The organism is Candidatus Aciduliprofundum sp. HYA1 (genome assembly GCF_056175085.1).
This window is the reverse complement of the sequence record NZ_CM149694.1, coordinates 635,949-657,451: the sequence shown is the minus strand read 5'-3', so window position 1 is coordinate 657,451 and position 21,503 is coordinate 635,949. Positions and strand designations below refer to the sequence as shown.

Annotated in this window: 21 protein-coding genes and 4 tRNA genes; 8 read left to right on the top strand and 17 right to left on the bottom strand. The window is 46.6% G+C overall.

Annotated elements, in window-relative coordinates; translation table 11 throughout:
* Window positions 1–71: 71 nt before the first annotated feature.
* Together AC0S1O_RS03690 and AC0S1O_RS03685 are read left to right on the top strand one after the other, a co-directional pair.
* Window positions 72–491, top strand: a complete 420-nt coding sequence (locus tag AC0S1O_RS03690; RefSeq protein ID WP_475394406.1) for a winged helix-turn-helix domain-containing protein — start codon at window positions 72–74, stop codon at window positions 489–491.
* Window positions 472–915, top strand: a complete 444-nt coding sequence (locus AC0S1O_RS03685) for a GNAT family N-acetyltransferase (protein WP_475394405.1) — start codon at window positions 472–474, stop codon at window positions 913–915. The genes AC0S1O_RS03690 and AC0S1O_RS03685 overlap by 20 nt, the downstream gene beginning before the upstream one ends.
* On the opposite strand, the gene AC0S1O_RS03680 is transcribed toward AC0S1O_RS03685, so the two are convergent.
* The 9 genes from AC0S1O_RS03680 to pheS form a co-directional block, all read right to left on the bottom strand.
* Window positions 908–1,039, bottom strand: a complete 132-nt coding sequence (locus AC0S1O_RS03680) for a DNA-directed RNA polymerase subunit P (RefSeq protein WP_048103781.1) — start codon at window positions 1,037–1,039, stop codon at window positions 908–910. The two genes, AC0S1O_RS03685 and AC0S1O_RS03680, sit on opposite strands and share 8 nt — an antisense overlap.
* On the bottom strand, window positions 1,032–1,286 hold the full coding sequence (locus AC0S1O_RS03675) for a 50S ribosomal protein L37ae (protein ID WP_015283369.1): 255 nt from the start codon (window positions 1,284–1,286) through the stop codon (window positions 1,032–1,034). The genes AC0S1O_RS03680 and AC0S1O_RS03675 overlap by 8 nt, the downstream gene beginning before the upstream one ends.
* On the bottom strand, window positions 1,270–2,082 hold the full coding sequence (gene rrp42, locus AC0S1O_RS03670) for an exosome complex protein Rrp42 (protein ID WP_475394404.1): 813 nt from the start codon (window positions 2,080–2,082) through the stop codon (window positions 1,270–1,272). Before rrp42 ends, AC0S1O_RS03675 begins: the two co-directional genes overlap by 17 nt.
* A complete protein-coding gene (gene rrp41, locus AC0S1O_RS03665) occupies window positions 2,075–2,818 on the bottom strand; it encodes an exosome complex exonuclease Rrp41 (RefSeq protein ID WP_475394403.1) in 744 nt (247 codons plus the stop codon). Before rrp41 ends, rrp42 begins: the two co-directional genes overlap by 8 nt.
* Complete coding sequence (rrp4, locus tag AC0S1O_RS03660; protein ID WP_015283366.1) at window positions 2,799–3,491, bottom strand: exosome complex RNA-binding protein Rrp4; 693 nt, start codon at window positions 3,489–3,491, stop codon at window positions 2,799–2,801. The genes rrp41 and rrp4 overlap by 20 nt, the downstream gene beginning before the upstream one ends.
* A 5-nt stretch (window positions 3,492–3,496) precedes the next feature.
* The gene (locus AC0S1O_RS03655) at window positions 3,497–4,195 is read right to left on the bottom strand and encodes a ribosome assembly factor SBDS (protein WP_475394402.1); all 699 of its coding nucleotides are present in this window, start codon (window positions 4,193–4,195) and stop codon (window positions 3,497–3,499) included.
* A gap of 2 nt (window positions 4,196–4,197) precedes the next feature.
* Window positions 4,198–4,935, bottom strand: a complete 738-nt coding sequence (psmA, locus tag AC0S1O_RS03650) for an archaeal proteasome endopeptidase complex subunit alpha (RefSeq protein WP_475394401.1) — start codon at window positions 4,933–4,935, stop codon at window positions 4,198–4,200.
* A gap of 65 nt (window positions 4,936–5,000) precedes the next feature.
* A tRNA-Tyr gene (locus tag AC0S1O_RS03645) sits at window positions 5,001–5,118 on the bottom strand.
* Window positions 5,119–5,155: 37 nt separating this feature from the next.
* A complete protein-coding gene (gene pheS, locus AC0S1O_RS03640) occupies window positions 5,156–6,613 on the bottom strand; it encodes a phenylalanine--tRNA ligase subunit alpha (protein ID WP_475394400.1) in 1,458 nt (485 codons plus the stop codon).
* A 46-nt stretch (window positions 6,614–6,659) separates the two neighbouring features.
* Here pheS and AC0S1O_RS03635 point away from each other — a divergent pair, with 46 nt between their 5' ends.
* Window positions 6,660–7,994, top strand: coding sequence for a phosphohexomutase domain-containing protein (locus tag AC0S1O_RS03635; protein ID WP_475394399.1), 1,335 nt, complete (start codon window positions 6,660–6,662; stop codon window positions 7,992–7,994).
* On the opposite strand, the gene AC0S1O_RS03630 is transcribed toward AC0S1O_RS03635, so the two are convergent.
* Together AC0S1O_RS03630 and AC0S1O_RS03625 are read right to left on the bottom strand one after the other, a co-directional pair.
* On the bottom strand, window positions 7,963–8,925 hold the full coding sequence (locus AC0S1O_RS03630) for a replication factor C small subunit (RefSeq protein WP_475394398.1): 963 nt from the start codon (window positions 8,923–8,925) through the stop codon (window positions 7,963–7,965). The genes AC0S1O_RS03635 and AC0S1O_RS03630 overlap by 32 nt on opposite strands.
* A gap of 51 nt (window positions 8,926–8,976) precedes the next feature.
* Window positions 8,977–9,061, bottom strand: a tRNA-Ser gene (locus tag AC0S1O_RS03625).
* Window positions 9,062–9,149: 88 nt separating this feature from the next.
* Between AC0S1O_RS03625 and AC0S1O_RS03620 the strand changes: the two genes are divergently transcribed.
* Together AC0S1O_RS03620 and AC0S1O_RS03615 are read left to right on the top strand one after the other, a co-directional pair.
* A tRNA-Thr gene (locus tag AC0S1O_RS03620) sits at window positions 9,150–9,271 on the top strand.
* Window positions 9,272–9,320: 49 nt separating this feature from the next.
* Window positions 9,321–9,402: transfer RNA gene (locus AC0S1O_RS03615), tRNA-Ser, on the top strand.
* Between the two features lie 53 nt (window positions 9,403–9,455).
* On the opposite strand, the gene AC0S1O_RS03610 is transcribed toward AC0S1O_RS03615, so the two are convergent.
* From AC0S1O_RS03610 to AC0S1O_RS03595, 4 genes are read right to left on the bottom strand one after another with little or no spacing between them, the layout of a single operon-like run.
* Window positions 9,456–10,154 (bottom strand): GtrA family protein, encoded by a 699-nt coding sequence (locus AC0S1O_RS03610; RefSeq protein WP_475394397.1) that lies wholly within the window; start codon window positions 10,152–10,154, stop codon window positions 9,456–9,458.
* A 23-nt stretch (window positions 10,155–10,177) separates the two neighbouring features.
* Window positions 10,178–11,038 carry a ketopantoate reductase family protein gene (locus AC0S1O_RS03605; protein WP_475394396.1) on the bottom strand — a complete coding sequence of 287 codons (861 nt, stop codon included), beginning with the start codon at window positions 11,036–11,038 and terminating at the stop codon, window positions 10,178–10,180.
* Window positions 10,968–11,456: a GtrA family protein gene (locus AC0S1O_RS03600; protein WP_475394395.1), complete on the bottom strand. Its 489-nt coding sequence runs from the start codon at window positions 11,454–11,456 to the stop codon at window positions 10,968–10,970. Before AC0S1O_RS03600 ends, AC0S1O_RS03605 begins: the two co-directional genes overlap by 71 nt.
* Window positions 11,446–12,195 (bottom strand): tetratricopeptide repeat protein, encoded by a 750-nt coding sequence (locus AC0S1O_RS03595; RefSeq protein ID WP_475394394.1) that lies wholly within the window; start codon window positions 12,193–12,195, stop codon window positions 11,446–11,448. Before AC0S1O_RS03595 ends, AC0S1O_RS03600 begins: the two co-directional genes overlap by 11 nt.
* A 74-nt stretch (window positions 12,196–12,269) precedes the next feature.
* On the opposite strand from AC0S1O_RS03595, the gene AC0S1O_RS03590 reads away from it, so the two are divergent.
* Window positions 12,270–14,093: an ATP-dependent DNA helicase gene (locus AC0S1O_RS03590; protein ID WP_475394393.1), complete on the top strand. Its 1,824-nt coding sequence runs from the start codon at window positions 12,270–12,272 to the stop codon at window positions 14,091–14,093.
* 144 nt (window positions 14,094–14,237) lie between these two features.
* Here the strand turns inward: AC0S1O_RS03590 and AC0S1O_RS03585 are convergent, their stop codons facing one another.
* Window positions 14,238–19,304, bottom strand: coding sequence for an ATP-dependent helicase (locus tag AC0S1O_RS03585; protein ID WP_475394392.1), 5,067 nt, complete (start codon window positions 19,302–19,304; stop codon window positions 14,238–14,240).
* Window positions 19,305–19,420: 116 nt separating this feature from the next.
* Between AC0S1O_RS03585 and AC0S1O_RS03580 the strand changes: the two genes are divergently transcribed.
* Both AC0S1O_RS03580 and AC0S1O_RS03575 read left to right on the top strand, forming a co-directional pair.
* The gene (locus AC0S1O_RS03580; protein ID WP_475394391.1) at window positions 19,421–19,951 is read left to right on the top strand and encodes a LeuD/DmdB family oxidoreductase small subunit; all 531 of its coding nucleotides are present in this window, start codon (window positions 19,421–19,423) and stop codon (window positions 19,949–19,951) included.
* Window positions 19,944–20,789: a DMT family transporter gene (locus AC0S1O_RS03575; RefSeq protein ID WP_475394390.1), complete on the top strand. Its 846-nt coding sequence runs from the start codon at window positions 19,944–19,946 to the stop codon at window positions 20,787–20,789. Before AC0S1O_RS03580 ends, AC0S1O_RS03575 begins: the two co-directional genes overlap by 8 nt.
* On the opposite strand, the gene AC0S1O_RS03570 is transcribed toward AC0S1O_RS03575, so the two are convergent.
* Window positions 20,740–21,477 (bottom strand): NAD-dependent deacylase, encoded by a 738-nt coding sequence (locus tag AC0S1O_RS03570; RefSeq protein ID WP_475394389.1) that lies wholly within the window; start codon window positions 21,475–21,477, stop codon window positions 20,740–20,742. The genes AC0S1O_RS03575 and AC0S1O_RS03570 overlap by 50 nt on opposite strands.
* Window positions 21,478–21,503: the final 26 nt, after the last annotated feature.

Below are 21,503 nucleotides of genomic sequence, written 5' to 3'. Positions count from 1 at the left end.
GTTAAAACTTCCACCTTGTATTTAATTTTTCAACTTAAAAGTTGATATATGATTTCGCCCTATAGAAAACTATGAATTTGGAATACTTTGCCAACATACTCACCCCTGTACGCATAAAAATCCTGAAAATGCTTAAGGAGGATAAGCATCCCGGAGAAATTGCCGAGGAGTTGCGCATAACCCGCCAGGGAGTGGATAAGCATCTTGCAATTCTGTATCGTTATGGGCTTGTGGATAAAAGAATAAAGATGGGAAGAAGGCCAATGGTATTTTACCGCATAACCCTCGAAGGTGAGGATTTCCTACAGGGCTTTGAAGAACTCATAGAAAATCACATTATGGCCGTAAGAAACAGATATAAGGATGAGTTGCTTACCCTGGACAGGGATCTGGTGGATGGGAAAATAAATGAGAATGAGTACTGGAGAGCCAGAAAAGATATGGAAAAAAGGTTCTCCTGGGTGATGGAGAATGGAGATAAGGAAGGGTAAGAGGGAAGATCTGCAGTATTTGCCGCAAATACTCATGGAAGCCTATAAAGGCCTGGAAGAATACGGAGAGAGGGACATAGATAGAGCCAGAAAATACATAGAGGATTTGTACGAGGAGGATCCAGAATGCTTCTTCGTTGCAGAGGATGATGGTGAAATTGTGGGCTTCATATTCTGTAATAGATTCTGGTACAGCAAGTTTGAGCATTCCCAGGTTGGAGCAATACACGAAATAGTTGTGCTTCCTACGCATAGACATGAGGGCATAGGAAAAAAATTGATTGAGAGGGCAATGGAGGAATTGAAACCCTCGAAGATTGAACTTTGGGTGGGGGAGGGAAATGAGAAGGCAATAAAATTTTACGAAAAATTGGGATTCAAAAGAAAAGAAAAAGCTGAAAAATGGGTGAGAATGGTTAAATAGCGTACACAACCTTTTTCATATTGGGACGCTCTTTGTAGAACATTCTGCTTCCACATTCGCACTCCAGTTGTTGCACACCCAGCTCACTCGTGAGAGGCTTTCCACATCTTATGCACCTATACATTTACCCTCACCCTTCTCCATTCCTTATAAACATCAGGTGTATAGGCGCCTCCGGCAAATTTCAAGCCACAATGGGTGCATACCCATATACCGGTGGAGAGCCTCTTGACTGAATAGCGATGACATCTGGGGCAGAGATGCTTTTTCTCCTTCTCCTTCATTATATCTGCCCATCTGTAGCGCAAGGATATGCCATACCTGGGGCCGAAACGCCCCGCAATGCCAACCTTCTTAGTCCTCTTGGCCATTTGAATCACCCAGAATTATATCCCTGACCTTTCGGCCGATATCCATGCTCATATTTATAGCTTTCTGCACCTCATCGTAGGTGAACGTTCCACTAAGGCCCTTCTGCATGGCGTTTATCTTGCCCTCTTCATTTGTGGTCACCGTGAGACGTGCGGATGCTATGCTCTCCTCATCGAGATTTGGATCCGCCACGAGCCAGTTTCCTATCTTTGCAAAGGTAACGGGCACTGGGTAATGTTGCACAGGCAACTTGAAATCATCACCCAACTCATGCTTTGATGCAGGCACAACCGCATTGGTTAAAGCGGCAAGAGCGCCGTAGCCGGAGGCATCAAAGAGGTTTCCATCATAATCCAGAACATGGATGTCTATAAAAACCACCCACACCTGCTCGCCCTCTTCTATCACAAGTTTTTCCAGGTCCACCGCATGACCCTCACGAATACCACGATCCACCACACGGGCGAGTTCTATTGCCTCCTCTCCAGGAGGTCCAGGCTCAAATGTTGGAGAGGCCATCGGTGCAAGTTCTGCATTGGTTGTGAGAATTCCCTGGGCAGGGGTATCTGGAAATGGTGTGCCTGGCTCTATTTTCACACCCACAAGAACCTTGGTGCGCCCAAGTTCAACAAGAGCTGAACCCTCGGCCCTTGGGATTTTGCCCTTAACTATTTTTAACTCTCTTATCTCATCAAAATTCCTTCCATCAACACGGGTACCCTGGGATGCCAGTTTGTGTATGTACTTTCTCTGCATCTCTGGCACAACACCGGCGGTGAATTTTGAATTACTCATCATCGCTCACCTCCTCGTTTAAATACTTCCTCTTGAGCGCTTCAACCTGCATCTCGTGTATCTTCTTGGCTGCGTCCATTGCCATCTCCATGGCAGTTGTGAGTTCCTCATATGTGAGATCTCCATCCATCTGAAGAAGTGCTATCTCTCCTGTGCGTGGTAGAATGGCCATTGGAACATCCGCCTGACCATAATTGTCCTCTTCCTTGTTGAGATCGAGAACAACCACATCATCAACCTTGCCAGCGGCACATCCAACAATCAGATCTCGCATTGGAATACCTGCATCTGCAAGTGCAAGAGATGCAACAGTTATGCCGGCGACCCTCGTGCCAGCATCTGCCTGAAGAACTTCAATGTACACGTCTATGCTCGTCCTGGGATATTTCTCCACAAAGATCACGCTTGTAAGTGCCTCACTTATGACCTTGCTCAGTTCTATGCTCCTCCTGTCAGGACCAGGTCTCTTGCGCTCATCCACACTGAATGGGGCCATGCTGTACCTTGCCCGCACAATGGCCCTGTCCGCCTCCTGGACATGCTTTGGATAAGCCTCGTGGGGCCCGTAAACGGCGGCCATTATCTTGTTTCCGCCCCACTCTATATAAGCAGAACCATCGGCCCTTTCAAGCACACCAACCTCCATCTTTATGGGCCTTAATTGATTTGGCAACCTGCCATCAATGCGAAGTCCATTATCATCTATGAGCCTTATATCACTCTTCATTCCCATCATTATCACCTCTGTTTTCCTCCAAAAATTCCTTAACACGATCCGTTAGCCCGTATGTGTGGGCCTCGCTCTCTATCATCCTTATTGCCTTTATCACGGTTACAATTCCCTCGGGAGAGCCAGATATCCATATAACTCCGTTCTGTCCAACATATATGCGGCACCCTGTGTACTCCTTCAGCATCTGAATCATCGAGCCCCCCTTACCTATCACTCGAGGCACCTTGAATGGAGAGATCTTTATTATGTGCCCTCCCTCCAGTTTGCGCAATCCGGGCTCTTTCAGGGTTATCCACACCTGTCCAAGTTCGTTCACATTGCTGACCTTTGCAAGCACAACGTCGCCTATGCTAAGATACCTTCCCGTATCTCCAAAATCAACACGCCACGGCACATCATTCACATGCAGAGGCGCGTAGTAGGGCGCGTTTATGTCCACAACCCAGTTCATAGGCGCAAGATCAATTATCTTTCCTATCACTTTGTCTCCCTTTTTCGGTATGTAGCATCCCGAGAGAGGTATAACATTAACATACCCGGCGCGGAGATCCACAATGCCCAGATAGGCAGAGTACATCTTGCCATTCTCGACAAAAACCCCGTTGCCGGGCTTACCATTCTCATCAATTTCCTCTCCCGGAACAACAATTTTTCGTATTCCAACCTTTCCTTCCATATTCATTACCTCCTTAAAATCTTGGTCTGAACGTTACCATGGGTTTTCTTATTAAGCATATCAAGAAACTCCCCCTGCATGCCGGCGGGTATCTCAACCACTCCTATCCAGGAACCATCCTTCTGCCACTCCTCCTGAATTATGCTCCCCATCTTGCTCAATTCACCGTAAATCTTTCCGTACATATCTCCACTGACCTTGATGGCTATTTTCAATTTTTCAAATCTGATTGGGATTATGGGCCTTAGGGCCTTTAAGACAATTGGAACTTGGGCTTCCACAGACTTGAGGGGATCTATGTGTACCTTGGCCTCCTCCATGGCCAATTCAATACGCTGTGGAGGATGCGGCGCTCCGGTCTGCGGATTTATGGCATTTCTCGCAATTTCCATTATTATTCTCCTTTTCTTATCCTCAAGCATCTTGCGTCTCTGCTCTGTGGTTAACTGCACCTGCCCCTTCAGGATTATCTGCCTCGCCACCTCATTCACATCTGTGGTGCCAAACACCTCCTTTACAAGTTCCTCACTTGCCCTATCACCCTTATGGGCATCCTTGAATATCTCGTCGATGACCATGTAATCCACGATGTTTGTTATCTTCCCCGATTTTATGTCCTCTATGGCATCTGGGTCCACAAGAATCTCAAACCTGTGGCCGGCATGCTCGTAACGTGCAATGATGGCATCCTCAAGCCTTACCATTTTCACTCCTCTTTGCTTTCCTTACTTTTCTTATACTCTTCCACATATTTGGCGACCTCATCATCGCTCATTAAGGTGAAACTCTCACCCTTCTTTATGTACCCAATTTCAAGCGTTATTGGATTTATTTCCTCCTCGTTTACCATATCTATGGCCTTGAGACCGAGCATAAGGGCTTCATGGAAATCCATATCCTCCCGATACTCATTTTCAAACAACTCCATCACTGTTTCACGACCTCCCCCTATGCAGTCGGCCTTGTAACCCATTATGGTACCGCTTGGATCCGTTTCCATGAGATAAATCCCCCTATCATCAACACCCGCTATTAGAAGAGATGCCCCAAAGGGTCTCACGCCCCCATACTGGGTGTACTGCTGCTTGTAATCACTTATGCGCTTTACCAGGTGCTCAACAGATATGCCCACCCCATAGGTCACACGCTCGATCTGCGCAACAAGACGGGCATAATCCACGAGCACTCTGGCATCTCCCACAAGTCCGGATGTGGCACACCCAATATGGTCATCAATCACAAATATCTTCTCCATGCTCTTGGGCTCAAGCAGCCTGCTTCTTATCCTCTTATCAGCCATCAGGATAACTCCATCCTTGAACTTCAACCCCACGGTGGTTGTACCCCTCTTAACAGCCGCTCGAGCATACTCAACCTGAAACAATCTTCCATCAGGACTAAACACTGTTATTGCCCTATCATACGCCATCTGCGCTGGTTGCATCTTCTATCACCTCTCTTTCGGAGTGATATACACCATCATTATAAAAATTTATGCCCAAATAGAAGTCCCGGCTCCCGGATTCGAACCGGGGACCTGCGGATCTCTGCTGAGCGGCGTTTGCATCCGCCCTCGGATGCCTCCCAACTACAGTCCGCCGCTCTAGCCAGACTGAGCTAAGCCGGGTCAAATGGGAGAAATAAAAAGGGGTATTTAAGATTTTTTAGAGTAAGGGCTGATTGCGGAGCCAATCAATGTCACTTATGTAAAGATCCCTTATGTCCCTGAGTCCAAGGGTTATCATTGCAAGCCTCTCAAGCCCGAGACCCCATGCAAGCACGGGATACTCTATGCCCAGGGGCTCTGTGACCTCAGGGCGAAATATGCCCGCACCTCCAAGTTCGAGCCATTGATCGTTGTAATAAACCTCCACCTCCAGACTGGGCTCCGTGTAGGGGAAGTAGGATGGGCGGAACCTTATTTTGGGAAAGCCCATGAGTGAGTAAAATTCCTTGAGAATGCCCAGAAGCACCTGAAAATTGGCATCCTCGTCCATGTATATGCCCTCAATCTGCGTGAACTCGGGAAGGTGGGTGGAATCCATGTTCTCCCTTCGGAACACGCGTCCAATGGAGAACATGCGCACTGGGGGCCTGCGATGCTCGTAAAGATAGCGTATGGAATTCACGGTTGTATGGGTGCGAAGCATTGCCCTCTCTGCAATTTCCTCACTCCATTCGTACTGCCAGCCACGGCTTATACCCCCACCATTCTCGTGCATCTCCTTTACCTTTAACATGTAATCCCTGTCTTCGATGGAAATCCTATCCGGCTTTTTGAGGTAGAAGGTATCCTGCATCTCCCTAGCAGGATGATCCTGCGGAATGAAAAGGGCATCCATATCCCAGAAGGCACTAACCACATACTCGCCCTCAACCTCATCAAAGCCCATCATGAGGAATATCCTGCGAATCTTCTCTATTATCTGCGTAAGAGGATGGGGCTTGGCGGCGTAAATCCTCGGGGCGAAGAGTCCAACATCGTAACGCTTCAATTCGTAATCTCTCCACTTCCCACTCTGAATCAATTCGGGGGTGAGCTGCGTTATCTCCTCCTTTATCTCAATACCCTCATCAAGAACCTTTCTGCCAAGATTCGTCAGAGAGGCGTACCTTATTATACGCTCCTTCTTCATTATCAACCCTTTTCTGCGAAGAAAATCTTTAATTATCTCGGGATCAACCTCTCCCTCCTTCAAGCATCGCTCCCTCAGCAGAGCAAGAAGATTTTTCCTTTTCTCTATCTCATCATCAACATTCACAAACTTGAGTTTTCCATTTTCAAGGGGAACTCCCATTCTCCTTAGATGCCCCATCCCCACGGTCACAACATTCTTGGGAAGAATCTTGAAAAGTTCACTTATCTCGATATATCCTCTTTCCTTCAGAATTTCATATATCTGAACCTCGGGCAATTCCTCATCCCTGTTCAGGCAGTACTCCACATCAAGTTTCTCCCTTATCTTAACGAGTCCCTTGACCTTGAGCCAGGAGAGTGCGTTCATAACCTCAACCATCTGCGAGAATTTTCCAAGTTTTAGGATTTCATCGGCACTTACCTCATCTTTACCCGTTTCGTCTATGGCAAGGAGAACACGCTTTTCGAGGTTGCTGAGCTCCATACTTGTGCATGGGTAACTTCTTTAAATAATTTGCAATACTCTATCTATGAAATTGTTCGGCACCGCCGGGATAAGGGGTGTCACAAATAGGGACATAACTCCACAACTGGCAGTTGAGATAGGACTGGCCTATGGCTCTTCATTTCCGGGAAAGATCGCCGTGGCCCGGGATAACAGGTATGGGGCCAAGATGATTGAAGACGCTGTGGTGGCTGGACTGCTTGCCACAGGATCGGAGGTGCACCTCCTTGGGATTACACCTCTCCCAATATTTGCAAGGTACGTGGCAGATTTTATGGATGGAGGCATCATCGTCACGGGCTCACACACCCCTCCACATATAATAGGGCTTGTGGCCGTGGACCAGCTTGGAAGGGATATGTACTGGGACAGCTCTAAAAAAATTGAGGATAGGTACGGGAGAAAGGATTACACCCTGATTCCATGGGACAGGATAAAGGATCCAGTTTATGATGATGCAGTTGAAAATTATATGAAGTTCGTGGAGAGGGAGGCGAGGGGGCTCGATGGATACAAACTCCTCATTGATCCGGCCAACGGTTCTGGGGCAGGGATAATCAACAGAATCTTTGAGGATTTGGGCTTTGCTGTAAAATGCATAAACTGCGATAGAAAACCTATACCCAATCGACCATCAGAGCCAAGAAGGGAAAATCTTGTGGAGATGGCAAAATTATCCGAGAACTTCGATCTTGCCATCGGAACCGATGTGGATGCAGATCGTGTTCTCTTCGCCTCCTCAGGTAATGTTCATTCGGAGGATTCAATAGGTGCGCTCCTGGCCTCGCACTATGCAAGGAAAAGGATTGTAACTCCAATAAATTCATCCAAACTCATTGAGAGGGTGGCCAAGAAGAGAGGTTTTGAGGTGATATACTGCCCGGTGGGACCTCCTGAGATAGCAGAGCACATACTGCAATACAATGCAGATTTCGGCTACGAGGAGACAGGGAAGTATATTTTCCCTCCCTCAACACTCTGGGGTGATTCCATGCTAACCACCCTGAAGATTCTCAGGATTATGGACTCAACGGGTTCAACTCTGGATTCTCTTCTGCAGGAGTTTCCAAAATATTACCAGATAAAGGAGAAACTGCCTGTTGAGAGAAGTGTGAAGAGAGAGGTGGTTGAGAGAATAGGCGATTTTCTTGAGAGGAACACACCGGAGGGTGTGGAAAAAATACAGAGGATAGATGGTGTTAAACTTATCTACGAGGATTCCTGGCTTCTCATAAGGGCCTCAGGCACTGAGGATGTAATTCGAGTTTTCTCCGATGCTCCCTCTGAGGAAAGAGCAGGAGAACTTGTGAACTTTGGACTCCGCTTGGTCAGAGATTTTCTCTCCTCCCTGCGAGGGTGAAATAGGCCAGGAGAGCATCAAGCTGAATACGCTCGTTGGCACCCTCAACCATTCTGAACTCTATCTCACCCGTTCTATCAAGCAGTTCAACCTTGAGCCTGTCATCAATGGGCAAATCGTAAATCACACGGTGAATCTGCTTTATTAGATCCTCCCCGGAGAGACCCAATTCCACAAGCAATTTGTTCAACTTGTTTCTGGCAGATATGAAATCCCCACCCAACGCCTTTTTTACCACTTCCTCAACATCCTCTCTCTTTGCGATGCCCGTGGCTTTGTAAACTATGCCCTCATCTATGGTATCCGATATGGCCGCGGACATCTGAAGAATGTTTATGGCCTTGCGCATGTCTCCAGAGGATATGTAAACTATGGCATCAAGGGCATCTTCAGTTATTTCCTTGCCCTCATTCTCCGCTATGTACCTCAGCCTCTTCTTCATATCCTCTGCCTTCAGAGGCGTGAACCTGAATACGGCACAGCGGGATTGTATGGGCTCAATTATCTTTGAGGAGTAATTACAAGAGAGAATGAAACGGCAGGTTCGAGAGTACATTTCCATGGTGCGCCTCAGGGCTGCCTGGGCATCTGGAGTCAGGGCATCCGCCTCATCAAGAAAAATTATTTTGAAGCCAACATCGTTTGGCGCGGCAGTTCTCGCGTACTCCTTTATCTTTGTTCTTACAATTCCTATGCCTCGCTCATCACTTGCGTTCAACTCGTGAAAACTGGATCTCCAATTTTCTCCGAACAATTCCCTCGCAAGGGCTATTGCACATGTGGTTTTTCCCGTTCCCGCAGGACCCGCAAAAAGAAGATGGGGCATGCTCCTTGCCTTCACATACGATTTTAGGCGCTCCACAATCTCCCTCTGCCCCACAACCTCATCAAGGTTCTTGGGCCTGTACTTCTCAACCCAGACATCTTCCATATTTGCCGTTATGGGTTGAGCAATTAAATAATTTTGCCCGTGATTCAAAAACGCCGGGGGAGGGATTTGAACCCTCGCACCCCTTAACGGAGTACAGGCTCTCCAGGCCTGCGCCTTACCACTCGGCAACCCCGGCCTCGTGGTAAATTCACTTCCCTTATTTTATTTTTTCTGGAACGCACAAAAGAAAAATTTAATATGAGAAAAATATCTCCTCTTCCAGTGCCACCGTAGCTTAGCCCGGAAGAGCGGCTGACTTGTATAAGCCCTTTAGAAAAGGGCTTTACCCCAAAGCCGCGGGCTTCAAGAAATCAGCAGGTCGGGGGTTCGAATCCCCCCGGTGGCTCTTTTCAAAATGGCTAAATTAATATACCAAATTCTCATTATAGCCTTGAGCGGGGATGGCCGAGCGGTACGGCGATGGCCTGCTAAGCCATTGGGCTATTGCCCGCGGGGGTTCGAATCCCCCTCCCCGCGTTGCTTTGGAGGGTGAATCTCGCCTAACGGCTCGAAATCCCCCTCCCCGCGCATCACTTTTGTTTTTGATACTTTGCGAAGAACACATGGGCATTGGTTAAATAGAAGTTCCACAAACTTGCAAGGACTATGCCCACAAAATCGGCGAGCATGTAATGCATACCAATCCTCTTAAGAATCCAGTAGGTCCCCACATTTATTATTATGCCCATAACAAGCGTGAAATGATAGGCGGCCATCCTCCACCAAACAGAGCGAGAGTAAATCCTCCTGGAAAAAACCCAGTAATTATTCATAAGAAAGGTGATTATAATGCTCAATTCAATGGCTGCAATCAGTGAGGGTATATCAGGGAAATCCAAAATTTTGAAAAACAAAAAGAAAAATACCATGTTTATCAGAACACCTGAAACTCCAGTTAAACCGTACTTTATGAACACAAAAAATGCCCCATAATCCCTCATCACACTGAGAAAATCCCGCACACGCCTTTTGCTTCCCCTTACATTTTCATCGATCACACATACATTTTTGAATTTCCCATCCAGCAAAATTTTTGTCAGATTTTCATCCTTCCCAGTGCCGTAAACCTCGCCATTATATCCAAATATGGGAGAGAATGGATTGTACTGGATTCCCGGAAAAATTGTTTTGACGAGCATCATAATGATTCTGCTCTTGATACCCTCCCTGTAAACAAGCACAAGATCGCAGTTTTCAAGTTTTTTTCTGACCTTCTCTTCAATATCCATCTCATCCCACATTGATCCTTGGTTTATAATTTTTTATCATTTTCCATAAATTTGACCATGTGGTAAAGAATTTTATTGCACCTACCCTGAATAAATGGCCTGGTGATAAAATCTATCTCCGTCTTTCTGCCCATCTCAATATCCTGTAGCATACTGGACCTGTTTTTAGCGGTTTTCTCAATCACATCCATGGCAAGGGAGAGCACGTCCGCATGAATGCCCATATCAGAAAGAACTGTGGAGCACTCATCAGCCACGCATTTCACTATCTCAGCAAGATCTTTTTCAGCAAGTTTTCCGTTGGGAACATGCATTATCGCAGTTAAAGGATTTATACAGGCGTTTATGGCCGCTTTAATCCACCTTCGTTCCATTATATCGTTCACAACTTCAACCCTCAATCCGCATTCTGTAAAATTTTCAGCAAAATGAATAACTCTATCACTAAACTTTCCATTTTCCTCTCCGATAAAGGTATCACCGTATCCGGCATACATGACCACACCTGGCGAAGTTCTGGTAGCACCCATGGTTGTGACTCCCGGTATTACATCAAAACCATATTTTTTTAGAATATCTACAATCCCAACACCGTTCTGAAAAGTTATCACCGGCTCTCCATCATACTGCCTTTTTATATCCTCCGATGCACTCTCTGTTTGGTATGCCTTTACAGTTAAAATGATGAGATCGAAGCCACCCGGGTAATGGCCCAGAGCATCAAGGTAAAATAAACCATTCATCATACCCTCAATGCGCAATCCCCCCTCCCTTATGGCCCTTAAATGCTCACCCCTGGTTATGAGAAGAACATCATTTTTTCTGGAGAGTATCGCTCCCAATACGCTTCCCAGAGAGCCTGCTCCGAATACCGCTATTCTCATCCTTTCCACCCTCCTCGGCAAATACGGCCTTCCGACTCACCAGGTAGTTCCACAGTGCTGCACCACCAACTCCGCCAAAATAGGCAATTTTAATAGGTACGGATAGAATTAACAACGCTCCAAACACCAGGGTCTGAACAACGAAGCCGCTGAAAAGTGCAATGTGATATGCCACCAACCTCTGCCACATGGTCAGTTTATATTTCTCCTTCCTAAAAACCCAGACATCATTGGGGTAGAAGGTTACCAAAATTCCGGCCTCCACGGACAGGAGATACGGCAGTATAAATGCGTATGGACTGGCCTCTGGAGGTAATCTATCCGTTGCCTCCATAATGATTAGAGACCCCACACCTGCACCCAAAATCCCCACAAGGGTGAACTTTATGAAGGTGATCACTTCATTTTTACTGTCCATTCTCCAGACCCTCTAGGGCTTCCCGAATCTCCTCATCGTCCGGACTTCTTCTAAGCGCCTCCCTCAGGGCACGCTTTGCCTCTTCAATCATATCCATATTGGCGTAGGAAATTCCCATGGCATACCAGGCATCAGGATCGTCCGAAATATCTATGCATTTTTTAAAGGCCTTTACTGCCTCCTTATACCTTTCAAGATAGTGCAACGCGAGACCCTTGTTGTACCAGGCGTTATCGTAATCATCTTCAATTTGAAGAGCATGCTCTGCAGATTCAAGGGCCTTTTCGTACTTCTCTTGGAAGAGCTGGGAAACCGCCAGGTTGTTCCATGCCTCGGCGTCCTCAGGATTGATCTCCACCAATTTTGAGTAGTACTTCTCAGAGATGTCATATTTTTCCTGGGCATCGTAGCAGGATGCTAAATTGTACCACGCGTCTATATTTTCAGGATCCATTTCCGTCACTCTGCGGAAGTACTTGGCCGCATCCTTGTAGTTCTCATTATCAAAGAGAATCATACCCTTTAAAAGCAGGAGATCCTCATCCTCTTCCTCCTTAAGCAGTTCATCCACAATCTCAAGGGCTCCTTCATCATCGTCCATGGACCTTAATATATAGGCCTTGTAGGTTAGGGCCTTTTTATCACGCCCATTCTTCAGAACTTCCTCTATGAGTTCAAGCGCTGGCTGATACAGACCCATCTGAAGGTATTTTTGAACGTCCTCTTCCCATTGCTCCATGAAGATACATCACCTAATCCCATAAAAAAGTATTGCTGGGGAAGTTTTATAAGTGCCGTCTTTTTATTCTTTCCGTGGAATTCCCATATAAGTTCAGAAAGGTGCAGCGTACAATCGTAAGGGACATTGAAAACGCACTGGAGAACTCCTTTCACATGGTTTTTGAGGCTCCAACAGGCTCGGGAAAGACCATAGCCACCCTGTATCCCTCTGTAAAATATGCCATTGAGCACAGTATGAAGATACTCTATCTTGTGCATACAAACTCCCAGGAGCAGCAGGTGATAAAGGAGGCAAAGAAACTGGGAGTGAGGGTTGTGGCAATGCAGGGAAGATCCCACCTATGTCCCCTGGCCAGAGAGAGGGAAGATATGAAGAACGGTGCCCCAGAGGAACTTGCCCTGCTATGTGGCAAACTCAAGAAGGACGTGCTCAACGGAAAAGAGGAGGCATGCCCCTATTTCAAAAACTATATTGAACGGGGAGAGGAACTCAGAAAAATAATAATGGAGGGACACCCTGCAGAGGAAATTTTCCTAATTGGAAGGGAGATGGGTATCTGTCCCTATGAGGCCCTTAAGGATTCCATCAGGGAGGCCACGGTTGTGATTTTTCCCTACATCTACTTTTTTTACCCATTCATAAGAAGAAGCATACTTGACAAAATGGGACTCAGTCTTCAGGAAATAATACTTATTGTGGACGAGGCCCACAACATCCCCGAATTCGCTAGGGAACTTCAAAGCATGGAACTGACGGTTAAATCGCTGGAGAGCATGGAAAAAGAAGCCCTTGAGTTCGGAAATCCCCAAGTACTCGGGCACACTCTAGCCGACTTGGCTGAATTTTTGAAAGAGGCGATATACAGCATGGAGAAATTCGTGCAGGAAGATGAGGGGATAATACCGGATTATGCATTTGAAGATTCGCTATCCCTGCTCCTTGGAACGGGCATAAACAGTATTGAAGAACTCGCAAAAAACCTCATTTACTATGGAGAGATGGTGAGGGAGGAAAGAATCAAAAAAAGGAAACTTCCAAGGTCCTACATTCATCACACGGGCTCATTCCTGTACCTATGGAAGAGGAGCTATTCCTACGAGTACATAAGGCTTGTGAGGTGGAGCAACAACCCTTCCCTTGAAATTTATTCCATGGACCCCAGCATGGTCACCGAGGTTCTGTTAGGGGTGCATTCCTCCATTCACCTCTCTGGCACCCTGCAACTTGAAGAGTACAGAAATCTCGTGGGGCTTCCTGATAAAACCATGGTTAAGAGGTATCCCTGGCCCTTTTCAAGGGATAATTTAAAGGTGCTTTATGTGGACGATGTTACCACAAAGTATGGGGAGGTTGAAAAAAATGTTAAGAGATACGCAGAATACATTGAGGAGATAATATCCTTGGAAAGGAACGCGGCCATATTCTTCCCCTCCTATTCAATCCTCTCAAAGATAAGGGAACTGATAGACATGGAAATCATGGCCGAGGAGAGGAGAATGAAAGCATACAGATTGCACAATATGATTGAGAAATTCAGGAATGAGGGGGGCACGCTTCTATCCGTTATAGGTGGACGGGTATTTGAGGGACTCGATTTTCCTGGAGAGCAACTTGAAATCGTTGCAATAGTTGGAATTCCCTATCCAAAACCCACTCCAAAGATCAGGGCCCTTGAAAGGTACTACGATTCAAAATTTGGGAACGGATGGGAGTACGCATTTAGAACGCCAGCAATAATAAAGATGAGACAGGCAATTGGCCGTTTGATACGGGGACCCGAAGACAGGGGAATTGCAATAATCCTGGATAGGAGAGCACCATCATTCAGAAGAGAAATACCCATGCAGAGAGCAGAGAGCATAAAAACGGAAATTGAGAAGTTTTTTGAGAAATGAAAAAGGGGAGGAGGGGCGTCATCGTGATGTGTGATTGATGATTGTATACAATTCGTATACCTACAAATGGATATGCATATGTTGTATTTAAAACATTCGCCGTGCTATTTGGTAGCAAATGCCGTTGTTTTCACAATTTCCAGGTTAGGAGAAAAATCTCAAAAATGCATCCCGCGCATCATCACTGCTGAATTTCTGTATCCTTGGACCTTTTTTCCTCATTGTGGCCTTAACCACCCCTGCAAATTTGCCCTCATTTATGATAACAAATCCTGAAAATTCCACCGGGAGAAACAGCTGCAGTATATGCACCAGAGGATCCCTTGGCTCAAGAATTATGGTGCTATCGTATATCTCCACAAAATCCATTTCCTGCAGATCATTATCCGGTAATCTGTAAATCTTTCCATCATTGAGATACACCCCCCTCCTCAGGGGGCGATTATCGAGAACTTCAACTGCCTCCCATGGTGAGATTTGGCCCCCACTCAATATTTCAACGATTTCTGGACTTATCAGGCCAAAGGCATTGATTAAGTTATCCACGAACTTCTCAATGGCGTACTCCCTTGAGTATTTTGATTCAACAAAAACATAACCCCCGGGATATTTTGCCACATAATTGGCATGGTAGAGCAAGTCAATGGCCCTGGATGTCCTCTCCCTTCCCAGGGGAGATTCCTCCATTAAACTCTGCAAATCAATTTTCTTGAAATTCTGCAATATGCTCAGAACAACCCGCATATCCCCATCAATTTCCTCCTGCCTTATGGCCTGAAATATTGATATGTGCTCGGGCACTGCATAAATAGTATGTCCCTTTAAATCCACGGACTCATAGAGCAATTCCGAGCGGAAATATTTATCAATGGCAATGGGTCTATAGGCGCGAATTGTTTCAAAATCATTGTGGAGTCCCATGAGTAGTTTTGCCACGTCCAGCGTGGTTTTCAATTTTCTCCCAGAAATGAGACGATTCTTCCAGAGAAGGTACCTGAGCATCTTCTCAGGTTCAATCACTCGCCCATCAACATCACCTGAAACGTAATAATCTCCTATCCTTCTATACCCACTGCTCTCAGGATTCTCAGAGGTGAGCACTATTCCCTCCTCCTTCAATTTTTCGTAAAGTTCCTTGTCCCCATAGGTTTCCTTGACAAGGATAAAATCGGCGTACCTCTTCATATCCAAGATGGATAGTATGTTTCCATCCTTTACGTAAACACTGCTCAGAACCTCTCCGAATCTATCGTATATCTCATTCAATCTTGTGTAAACATAGGGATCCGTTGAAGGTAAAATACAGGAACCTTTCCCCCTGAGCGAGAAATCATCATCCAGATGGTAGTAAAGCTTTCCATCTGAACTCACCTTCTTGAACTTACCCAGATGGTCCTTGGGATCCAGGAAGGTGAGATTCTCAATATCCTTTCTCGTTAAGGGCCCATATCCCCTAACAATTCTCTGGAAGAACTCGGATTCATCTCCCTGCGGATCCATTTTAATTATTCCGAAGGGATAGGCCTGGGGAGCCTTGTTGAAAACAACCTTCCTGTAAATGTAAAGATTGTTTTCCAATTTTTCAATTATCCTCTTAACCTCGTGGGGATAAAGATTGCTCATCTCCTTTATCTTGGCGTAGGTGGCCCTGTTTCCAAGCAATGCAATTTGGGAAAGTACCCTCTCCTCATTTTCACTCAATTTTTCCCTTCTGTAAACGGATATTAAAAGGGGGGCATTCTTTAAATTCGTATAGCAGAGTTTGCCTCCCATGAATCTACCGTAAATCACCTTCCCCTCGCGAAGAGCATTCTGAAACTCATCGTAGCAGCCCCGAGCCCTGAGTGAATCTTCGCTGAACGCAACAAGGAATCTGTCAAAAAATTCATCAAGGCTCATATCTCTGACGATTTTACCAAATCTGTAGGATTGCAGGGCCTCTCCGCTCATTCCAGATTCTTTCCTAAGGGTCTCATAATCGTCACGAAGCATGTACTGCTCTCCGTAGCCTATCAAGAAATTACCCTTAACAACATCACCCTCCTCAACGAGGTACTTCAAGGCCCTTTGAACATCATCCTCAGACAGGTGCAAAGAGTATACAATCTCCTCAAATGTTAGCGGTGAGCGGAAGTACAGAAGTTTTTTTATGAGCATTTCCAGGGCATACTCCCTATTCATTTGCAGGGGCTCTCTCCTGTACCACCATGTCTCCTTACCACGCACCCTCCTTCCCACCAAGTAGGCCTTCTCCATATCGTGCAGAACCTCAATTACCTCCTGCACCCGGAGGCCCTTTTCCTTGGCTATATCCTCGGCCCTTTTTATCCCTTCAAAATCAATAGTACTCCTTGGCTCCCTGGCATAAAGGGTTGAGAATATGGGATAGTTTTCCTCTGTGGTCCAGAGAAGGCGGGTTGTGTAAACAGAGACTATGGTCCCGTCCCAAATGTACTCCTCAATTCTGCTCCTCAACTCATCAACATCCATTTCGGAGAACTCAAACACATTGATGCCCCTGCGGCGCAGCACATCTGCACCGGGAGCAAGGTTGAGAAACTCAATAATGTCCTCTGGAGTTCTGATCTTGAACTTGTTCTGAAAATGAGCCATGACCTGTGCCTCATCAAACATGGATGCGAGTTCCTCCTTTGGAATGACCCTTTCAAGCAGTTTCATATGCAACTCCTTGAGCAGAGCGCTTCTATCTTCCATGAGCACAATATCCGATATGCCTGAAAGGATAATGGAGTGGGCAAACACACTGGGTGCATCGCTGTAGGGTATAATCTCAACCTCAATTTTTCCATCCTCAATATCCCTTAGGACCCTGAGTGCATTTGGCAGATCCATTACTATGTTGAATATCTCGTTGAACGTCTCCTCCATCACCGGGAAATTTTCAATCTCGCTTAGAAGTTTTAGAATTTTATCGCTCCTCAACTGCTGCCTTGCCACCGATATATCGCGGCCCTTGTAACGGCGAAGAACCATAAATGAACGGGATGCCACATGCCTGAACCTCTGCTTGAAAAGTTCCGTGTTGAATATGGCGCGGCGAAGGGCCTCCTCAAGATCATCAGAGGTTAAAATTCCCTTCATTTCCTCAAGTTTCACCCTTCTCTTCAGGGTCAGCATAAATGCATCGTCGGTTATGCTTATCCCCACATTTACCCCGTATTTTTCCGTGAGTTTGTAGGCATATGCCCTTGACAGAGCATCGTTGACCCTCCTTCCAAAGGGATAATGGAATATTATATTGTGCTTTCCCGAGGGACCAACGTAACCCTCTATGACAACCCTCCTGTGAGTGGGAACGATGTGATGCATACCCTGCTTTATATAGGATACTACGCTTCTTGCACCCTTGTAATCAAGGTAGTAGTCCTTCATAAGGATCTCAATGGTTTTCCTCTCGCCATTATTCCTTATGCTCCTCTCCACAAACTCTCTGAATTTCCCCACCTCAATGCTCAAATCGAAGGATCTGGGCAGCATCTCCCCAACCCAAGAGGGCACCGTTGGGCGCTTTCCAGTTGCGTCCTTGACTATGACCTTCCCTGTGCGGATACTCAAAACCTCGTAACTTCTCGCTCCAAGAACGAAGACATCTCCCTTTCTTAGACGCTCCACAAACTTCTCACTTAGGGTGCCCAGCCTCTTTGAGGTATTATCCACAACAAGGTAATCCGCCTCATCTGGGATCGTGCCCATGTTCATAAAGTAAATCATACGACTGCTCCTCTTGCGTCCAAACACCATGTCCTCCTCATCGAACCAGATCTTGGAATAAACGGTATCACCAAGCACATGTCCCCCAAGGTACCTGAGCACATCCAGAAACTTCTCAAAGGGTAAATTGTGGTAGCAGTATGAGCGCCTGATGAGCCGATACGCTTCATCCACACTCCATCTTTTCTCTATGCTCATTCCCACGATGGTCTGGGCAAGAACATCCAGCGAGTTTTTTGGAATGCTGACCCTGTCAATCTTTCCATCGTAGGCGCATTTAACGAGGGTCGTGCATTCAATCAAATCGTCGTTGTCAAATACGAGAAATCTGCCCTTTGCGGTGGCTCCATAGGCATGGCCACTGCGTCCGATCCTCTGCAGTCCCTTGGCTATGCTCTTGGGTGAACCTATTTGCACAACCACATCAATGTAGCCAATATCTATTCCAAGTTCAAGGGATGTGGAGGATATCACCGCCTTCAACTCTCCATTTTTAAGGGCCTCCTCAACACGCAACCTTGTCTCCTTGCTCAGGGAGCCATGGTGCGCCTCAAGTTTATCCACCCCCCGCTCCTTGAGTTTGTAGGCAACATGCTCCGTACCGCTCCTGGTATTTGTGAATATGAGGGTTGTGCGATGCCTGTTGATTATGTCCACAAGCATATCGTACATTTTCTCGTTGGCAACCTCGTAGGGAACCATGGTCAGGTCCTCCACGGGGGTGAGCACCTTCAAATCCAGTTTTTTTCGGGCCTCCACTTCAACAATATACACATCTCTCGGCTCATCTTCAACATAGCCCCCCAGAAACTTCGCAATCTCCTCAATTGGGGCCTGGGTTGCGCTCAACCCTATGCGCTGAAACTCTCCTGCAAGATAACCCAGACGCTCAAGATTTAGGGAGAGCATAACCCCCCTCTTGTTGTTGGCCATCTCGTGAATCTCGTCCACAATCACATAGCGCACATTCCTGAACCTCTCCCGGAATTTTGGAGCCGTTAGAACCAGGGCCAGGGATTCCGGCGTGGTGATGAATATGTGGGGCGGTTTGCGGAGCATCTTCTGCCTCTCCGCTGTGCTGGTGTCGCCTGAGCGCACAGCAACACGAATCTTCGGGATCTTCATTCCCTTACTCTTTGCAAGGGAGTTTATTTCAGCAAGGGGAATTTCCAGGTTCCTGTGTATGTCGTTTGCCAGGGCCTTCAGGGGAGATATGTAAACGCAGTAAACCTTATCCTCAAGTTGACCCTCCTTGGCAAGTAAAAAAAGTTCGTTGATTATGGAGATGAACGCCGTTAAAGTTTTACCGCTTCCCGTGGGACTTGATACGAGAACGTTCTTACCGCTGTGTATGAGAGGTATGGCATAACTCTGGGGCTCAGTGAGTGTTGAGTACTTTGAACTGAACCACTCTCGAATAATGGGATCAAAAAGCGATAGTACCTCCTCCATACTGTACTGTTTAACTGCCCTGTGCATATGACACCCTCAGAATTTTAGGATTAGCGTATAAAAGCATATAAGTTTTGCCGTTGGAAGAAATGGGGGTACCACAATGAGGAAAATTTATTTACAAGGTGGGAATTTGCTTATCCATGAAACCAAGGAAAATAAAAGGGAGAGTATGGCTCATCACCGACAGGGATGGAAAAAGAATCGACAATATAGACACGGATATGATTTTCCACAACAGGTATCTCTACATCACCGATATGAAGGAGATGGGTAAATACGCCTTTTCCAACCTTCCGGGCTGGGAGGATTTTCCAAAGAAGGCAAAGCCGGGGGATATTCTCGTGGTTGGACGCAACTTCGGAGCCGGCTCTTCAAGGCAGCAGGCGGTGGACTGCTTCATAGCCCTCGGAATATCGGCAATAGTGGGGGAATCCTTTGGAGCCATATACAAGAGAAACGTGATAAACTCCGGTCTTCCACTCATAGAGGCTCCTGGAATATTCGAATCTGCTCTGAAATCTGGAGATATCGTGGAGATAAACCTGGAGACAGGAGAGATATTCAGGGACGGAAGGCTCATTTTCAAGGCAAAACCCATGTCAAAGGTGGCCCTGGACATATACGACGCCGGAGGAATATTCGAGTACGGAAAGCGGTTGGAAAATGCGTAGGCCCGCGGCCATAATCTCCCTTTTCCTCGTCTCCGTGGTATGGGGTGCCACATTTCCACTGGTAAAGGCCTCACTTGAATACATAACACCAATGGGTTTCATCACCCTCAGATTTCTGCTGGGATTTGCGCTTCTTGCCCCTTTCCTCTTAAGGAATTCGAAGGTGAAAAGGGAGGAACTGCTCCCAGGATTCATACTCTCAATATTCCTTTTTCTCGGTTATATGTTTCAAACCATAGGGCTCAAGTACACCTCTTCATCCCACTCCGGGTTCATCACAGGCCTCTACGTGGTGTTCACCCCCATTTTTGCCGTATTCCTGCTGAAGGAGAAAATATCATTGAAGGTTTCAACAGCCGTGCTCCTTTCTTTGCTGGGGCTGTATCTGCTGTCAAATATGAAGGGTGGAATGAACCTTGGTGATTTTCTGACACTTCTATGTGCCATCGCCTATGCAGTGCAGGTGGTTCTCGTAGCAAAATACAGCAGAATACACGATCCCACAGAACTGACCATAATAGAACTTGGATTCGTGGCCCTATTTTCCGCGGGAGGGTGGGGCCTTGAGGGGTTGCAGATTGAGTGGAGCCCCCTAATGATCTTCGGTGTGATATTCACGGGCATATTTGCCACAGGAATCGCCATCCTGGCTCAAACCCACGCCCAGAGGGCCTTACCATCATCACAGGCTGCAATAATATACACAACAGAGCCCGTTTTTGCAGGTATTTTCTCATACATCCTACTGGGAGAGGGGCTCACCACAAGGGGAATAATGGGAGCCATTCTCATTCTTCTTGGAATGCTCTTAGTAGCGCTTGATAGACCTCACTCATAGCCACTGTTGCTGGATTGCGAATCACAAAATCTGCGTATCTGCTCACGGGTGTTTTCTCCAGGTTTATCTCAACAATTTTGGCTCCATGACTCCAGGCCACCCGTGGAAGGTAAGCCGCAGGATAAACCTGTGCAGATGTGCCTATGACAAACATCACATCGCATTCCTCCGAGAGTTTGTACGCCTTATCCGCATCGTAAACCGGCTCACCGAACCAAACAACATCAGGCCTTAGGAGCCCGCCACATTTCCCGCATCTCGGGGGTATTTCCCTTAAAGGCACATCATAATTGTAATCAACCCTTCCACATTCCGTGCATTTTGTGCGCCATATGTTTCCATGCAACTCAATCACATTTCTGCTTCCCGCCCTCCTGTGCAGGCCATCAATGTTCTGGGTTATCACCCACAGGTCGTAGAGATTCTCCAGCCTTGCAAGAACCTTATGGGCCTCGTTGGGTTCAGCCCTCGCTATGTTCACCCTCCTCTCATCGTAGAATCTCCAAACTAGTTCTGGATCCCTCTCGAATCCCTCGGGCGTTGCAACCTTCTCCACAGGATAGCCCTCCCATAAACCTCCAGAACCGCGGAAGGTGGGTATGCCACTCTCGGCACTTATGCCCGCTCCCGTCAGGGCAACTATTTTTTTGGCATTTAGAAGAATCTCTATCAACCCTTGGAGATTCATAATTCCTTATCTCCACAAACGTTAAA

What these genes read in the sequence shown, in the direction of transcription:
- AC0S1O_RS03690 (WP_475394406.1), top strand. Translation starts at nt 72, where the DNA reads ATGAATTTGGAATACTTTGCCAACATACTCACCCCTGTACGCATAAAA.
- AC0S1O_RS03685 (WP_475394405.1), top strand. Translation starts at nt 472, where the DNA reads ATGGAGATAAGGAAGGGTAAGAGGGAAGATCTGCAGTATTTGCCGCAA.
- AC0S1O_RS03680 (WP_048103781.1), bottom strand. Translation starts at nt 1,039, where the DNA reads ATGTATAGGTGCATAAGATGTGGAAAGCCTCTCACGAGTGAGCTGGGT.
- AC0S1O_RS03675 (WP_015283369.1), bottom strand. Translation starts at nt 1,286, where the DNA reads ATGGCCAAGAGGACTAAGAAGGTTGGCATTGCGGGGCGTTTCGGCCCC.
- rrp42 (WP_475394404.1), bottom strand. Translation starts at nt 2,082, where the DNA reads ATGAGTAATTCAAAATTCACCGCCGGTGTTGTGCCAGAGATGCAGAGA.
- rrp41 (WP_475394403.1), bottom strand. Translation starts at nt 2,818, where the DNA reads ATGATGGGAATGAAGAGTGATATAAGGCTCATAGATGATAATGGACTT.
- rrp4 (WP_015283366.1), bottom strand. Translation starts at nt 3,491, where the DNA reads ATGGAAGGAAAGGTTGGAATACGAAAAATTGTTGTTCCGGGAGAGGAA.
- AC0S1O_RS03655 (WP_475394402.1), bottom strand. Translation starts at nt 4,195, where the DNA reads ATGGTAAGGCTTGAGGATGCCATCATTGCACGTTACGAGCATGCCGGC.
- psmA (WP_475394401.1), bottom strand. Translation starts at nt 4,935, where the DNA reads ATGCAACCAGCGCAGATGGCGTATGATAGGGCAATAACAGTGTTTAGT.
- pheS (WP_475394400.1), bottom strand. Translation starts at nt 6,613, where the DNA reads ATGGAGCTCAGCAACCTCGAAAAGCGTGTTCTCCTTGCCATAGACGAA.
- AC0S1O_RS03635 (WP_475394399.1), top strand. Translation starts at nt 6,660, where the DNA reads ATGAAATTGTTCGGCACCGCCGGGATAAGGGGTGTCACAAATAGGGAC.
- AC0S1O_RS03630 (WP_475394398.1), bottom strand. Translation starts at nt 8,925, where the DNA reads ATGGAAGATGTCTGGGTTGAGAAGTACAGGCCCAAGAACCTTGATGAG.
- AC0S1O_RS03610 (WP_475394397.1), bottom strand. Translation starts at nt 10,154, where the DNA reads ATGGATATTGAAGAGAAGGTCAGAAAAAAACTTGAAAACTGCGATCTT.
- AC0S1O_RS03605 (WP_475394396.1), bottom strand. Translation starts at nt 11,038, where the DNA reads ATGAGAATAGCGGTATTCGGAGCAGGCTCTCTGGGAAGCGTATTGGGA.
- AC0S1O_RS03600 (WP_475394395.1), bottom strand. Translation starts at nt 11,456, where the DNA reads ATGGACAGTAAAAATGAAGTGATCACCTTCATAAAGTTCACCCTTGTG.
- AC0S1O_RS03595 (WP_475394394.1), bottom strand. Translation starts at nt 12,195, where the DNA reads ATGGAGCAATGGGAAGAGGACGTTCAAAAATACCTTCAGATGGGTCTG.
- AC0S1O_RS03585 (WP_475394392.1), bottom strand. Translation starts at nt 19,304, where the DNA reads ATGCACAGGGCAGTTAAACAGTACAGTATGGAGGAGGTACTATCGCTT.
- AC0S1O_RS03580 (WP_475394391.1), top strand. Translation starts at nt 19,421, where the DNA reads ATGAAACCAAGGAAAATAAAAGGGAGAGTATGGCTCATCACCGACAGG.
- AC0S1O_RS03575 (WP_475394390.1), top strand. Translation starts at nt 19,944, where the DNA reads ATGCGTAGGCCCGCGGCCATAATCTCCCTTTTCCTCGTCTCCGTGGTA.
- AC0S1O_RS03570 (WP_475394389.1), bottom strand. Translation starts at nt 21,477, where the DNA reads ATGAATCTCCAAGGGTTGATAGAGATTCTTCTAAATGCCAAAAAAATA.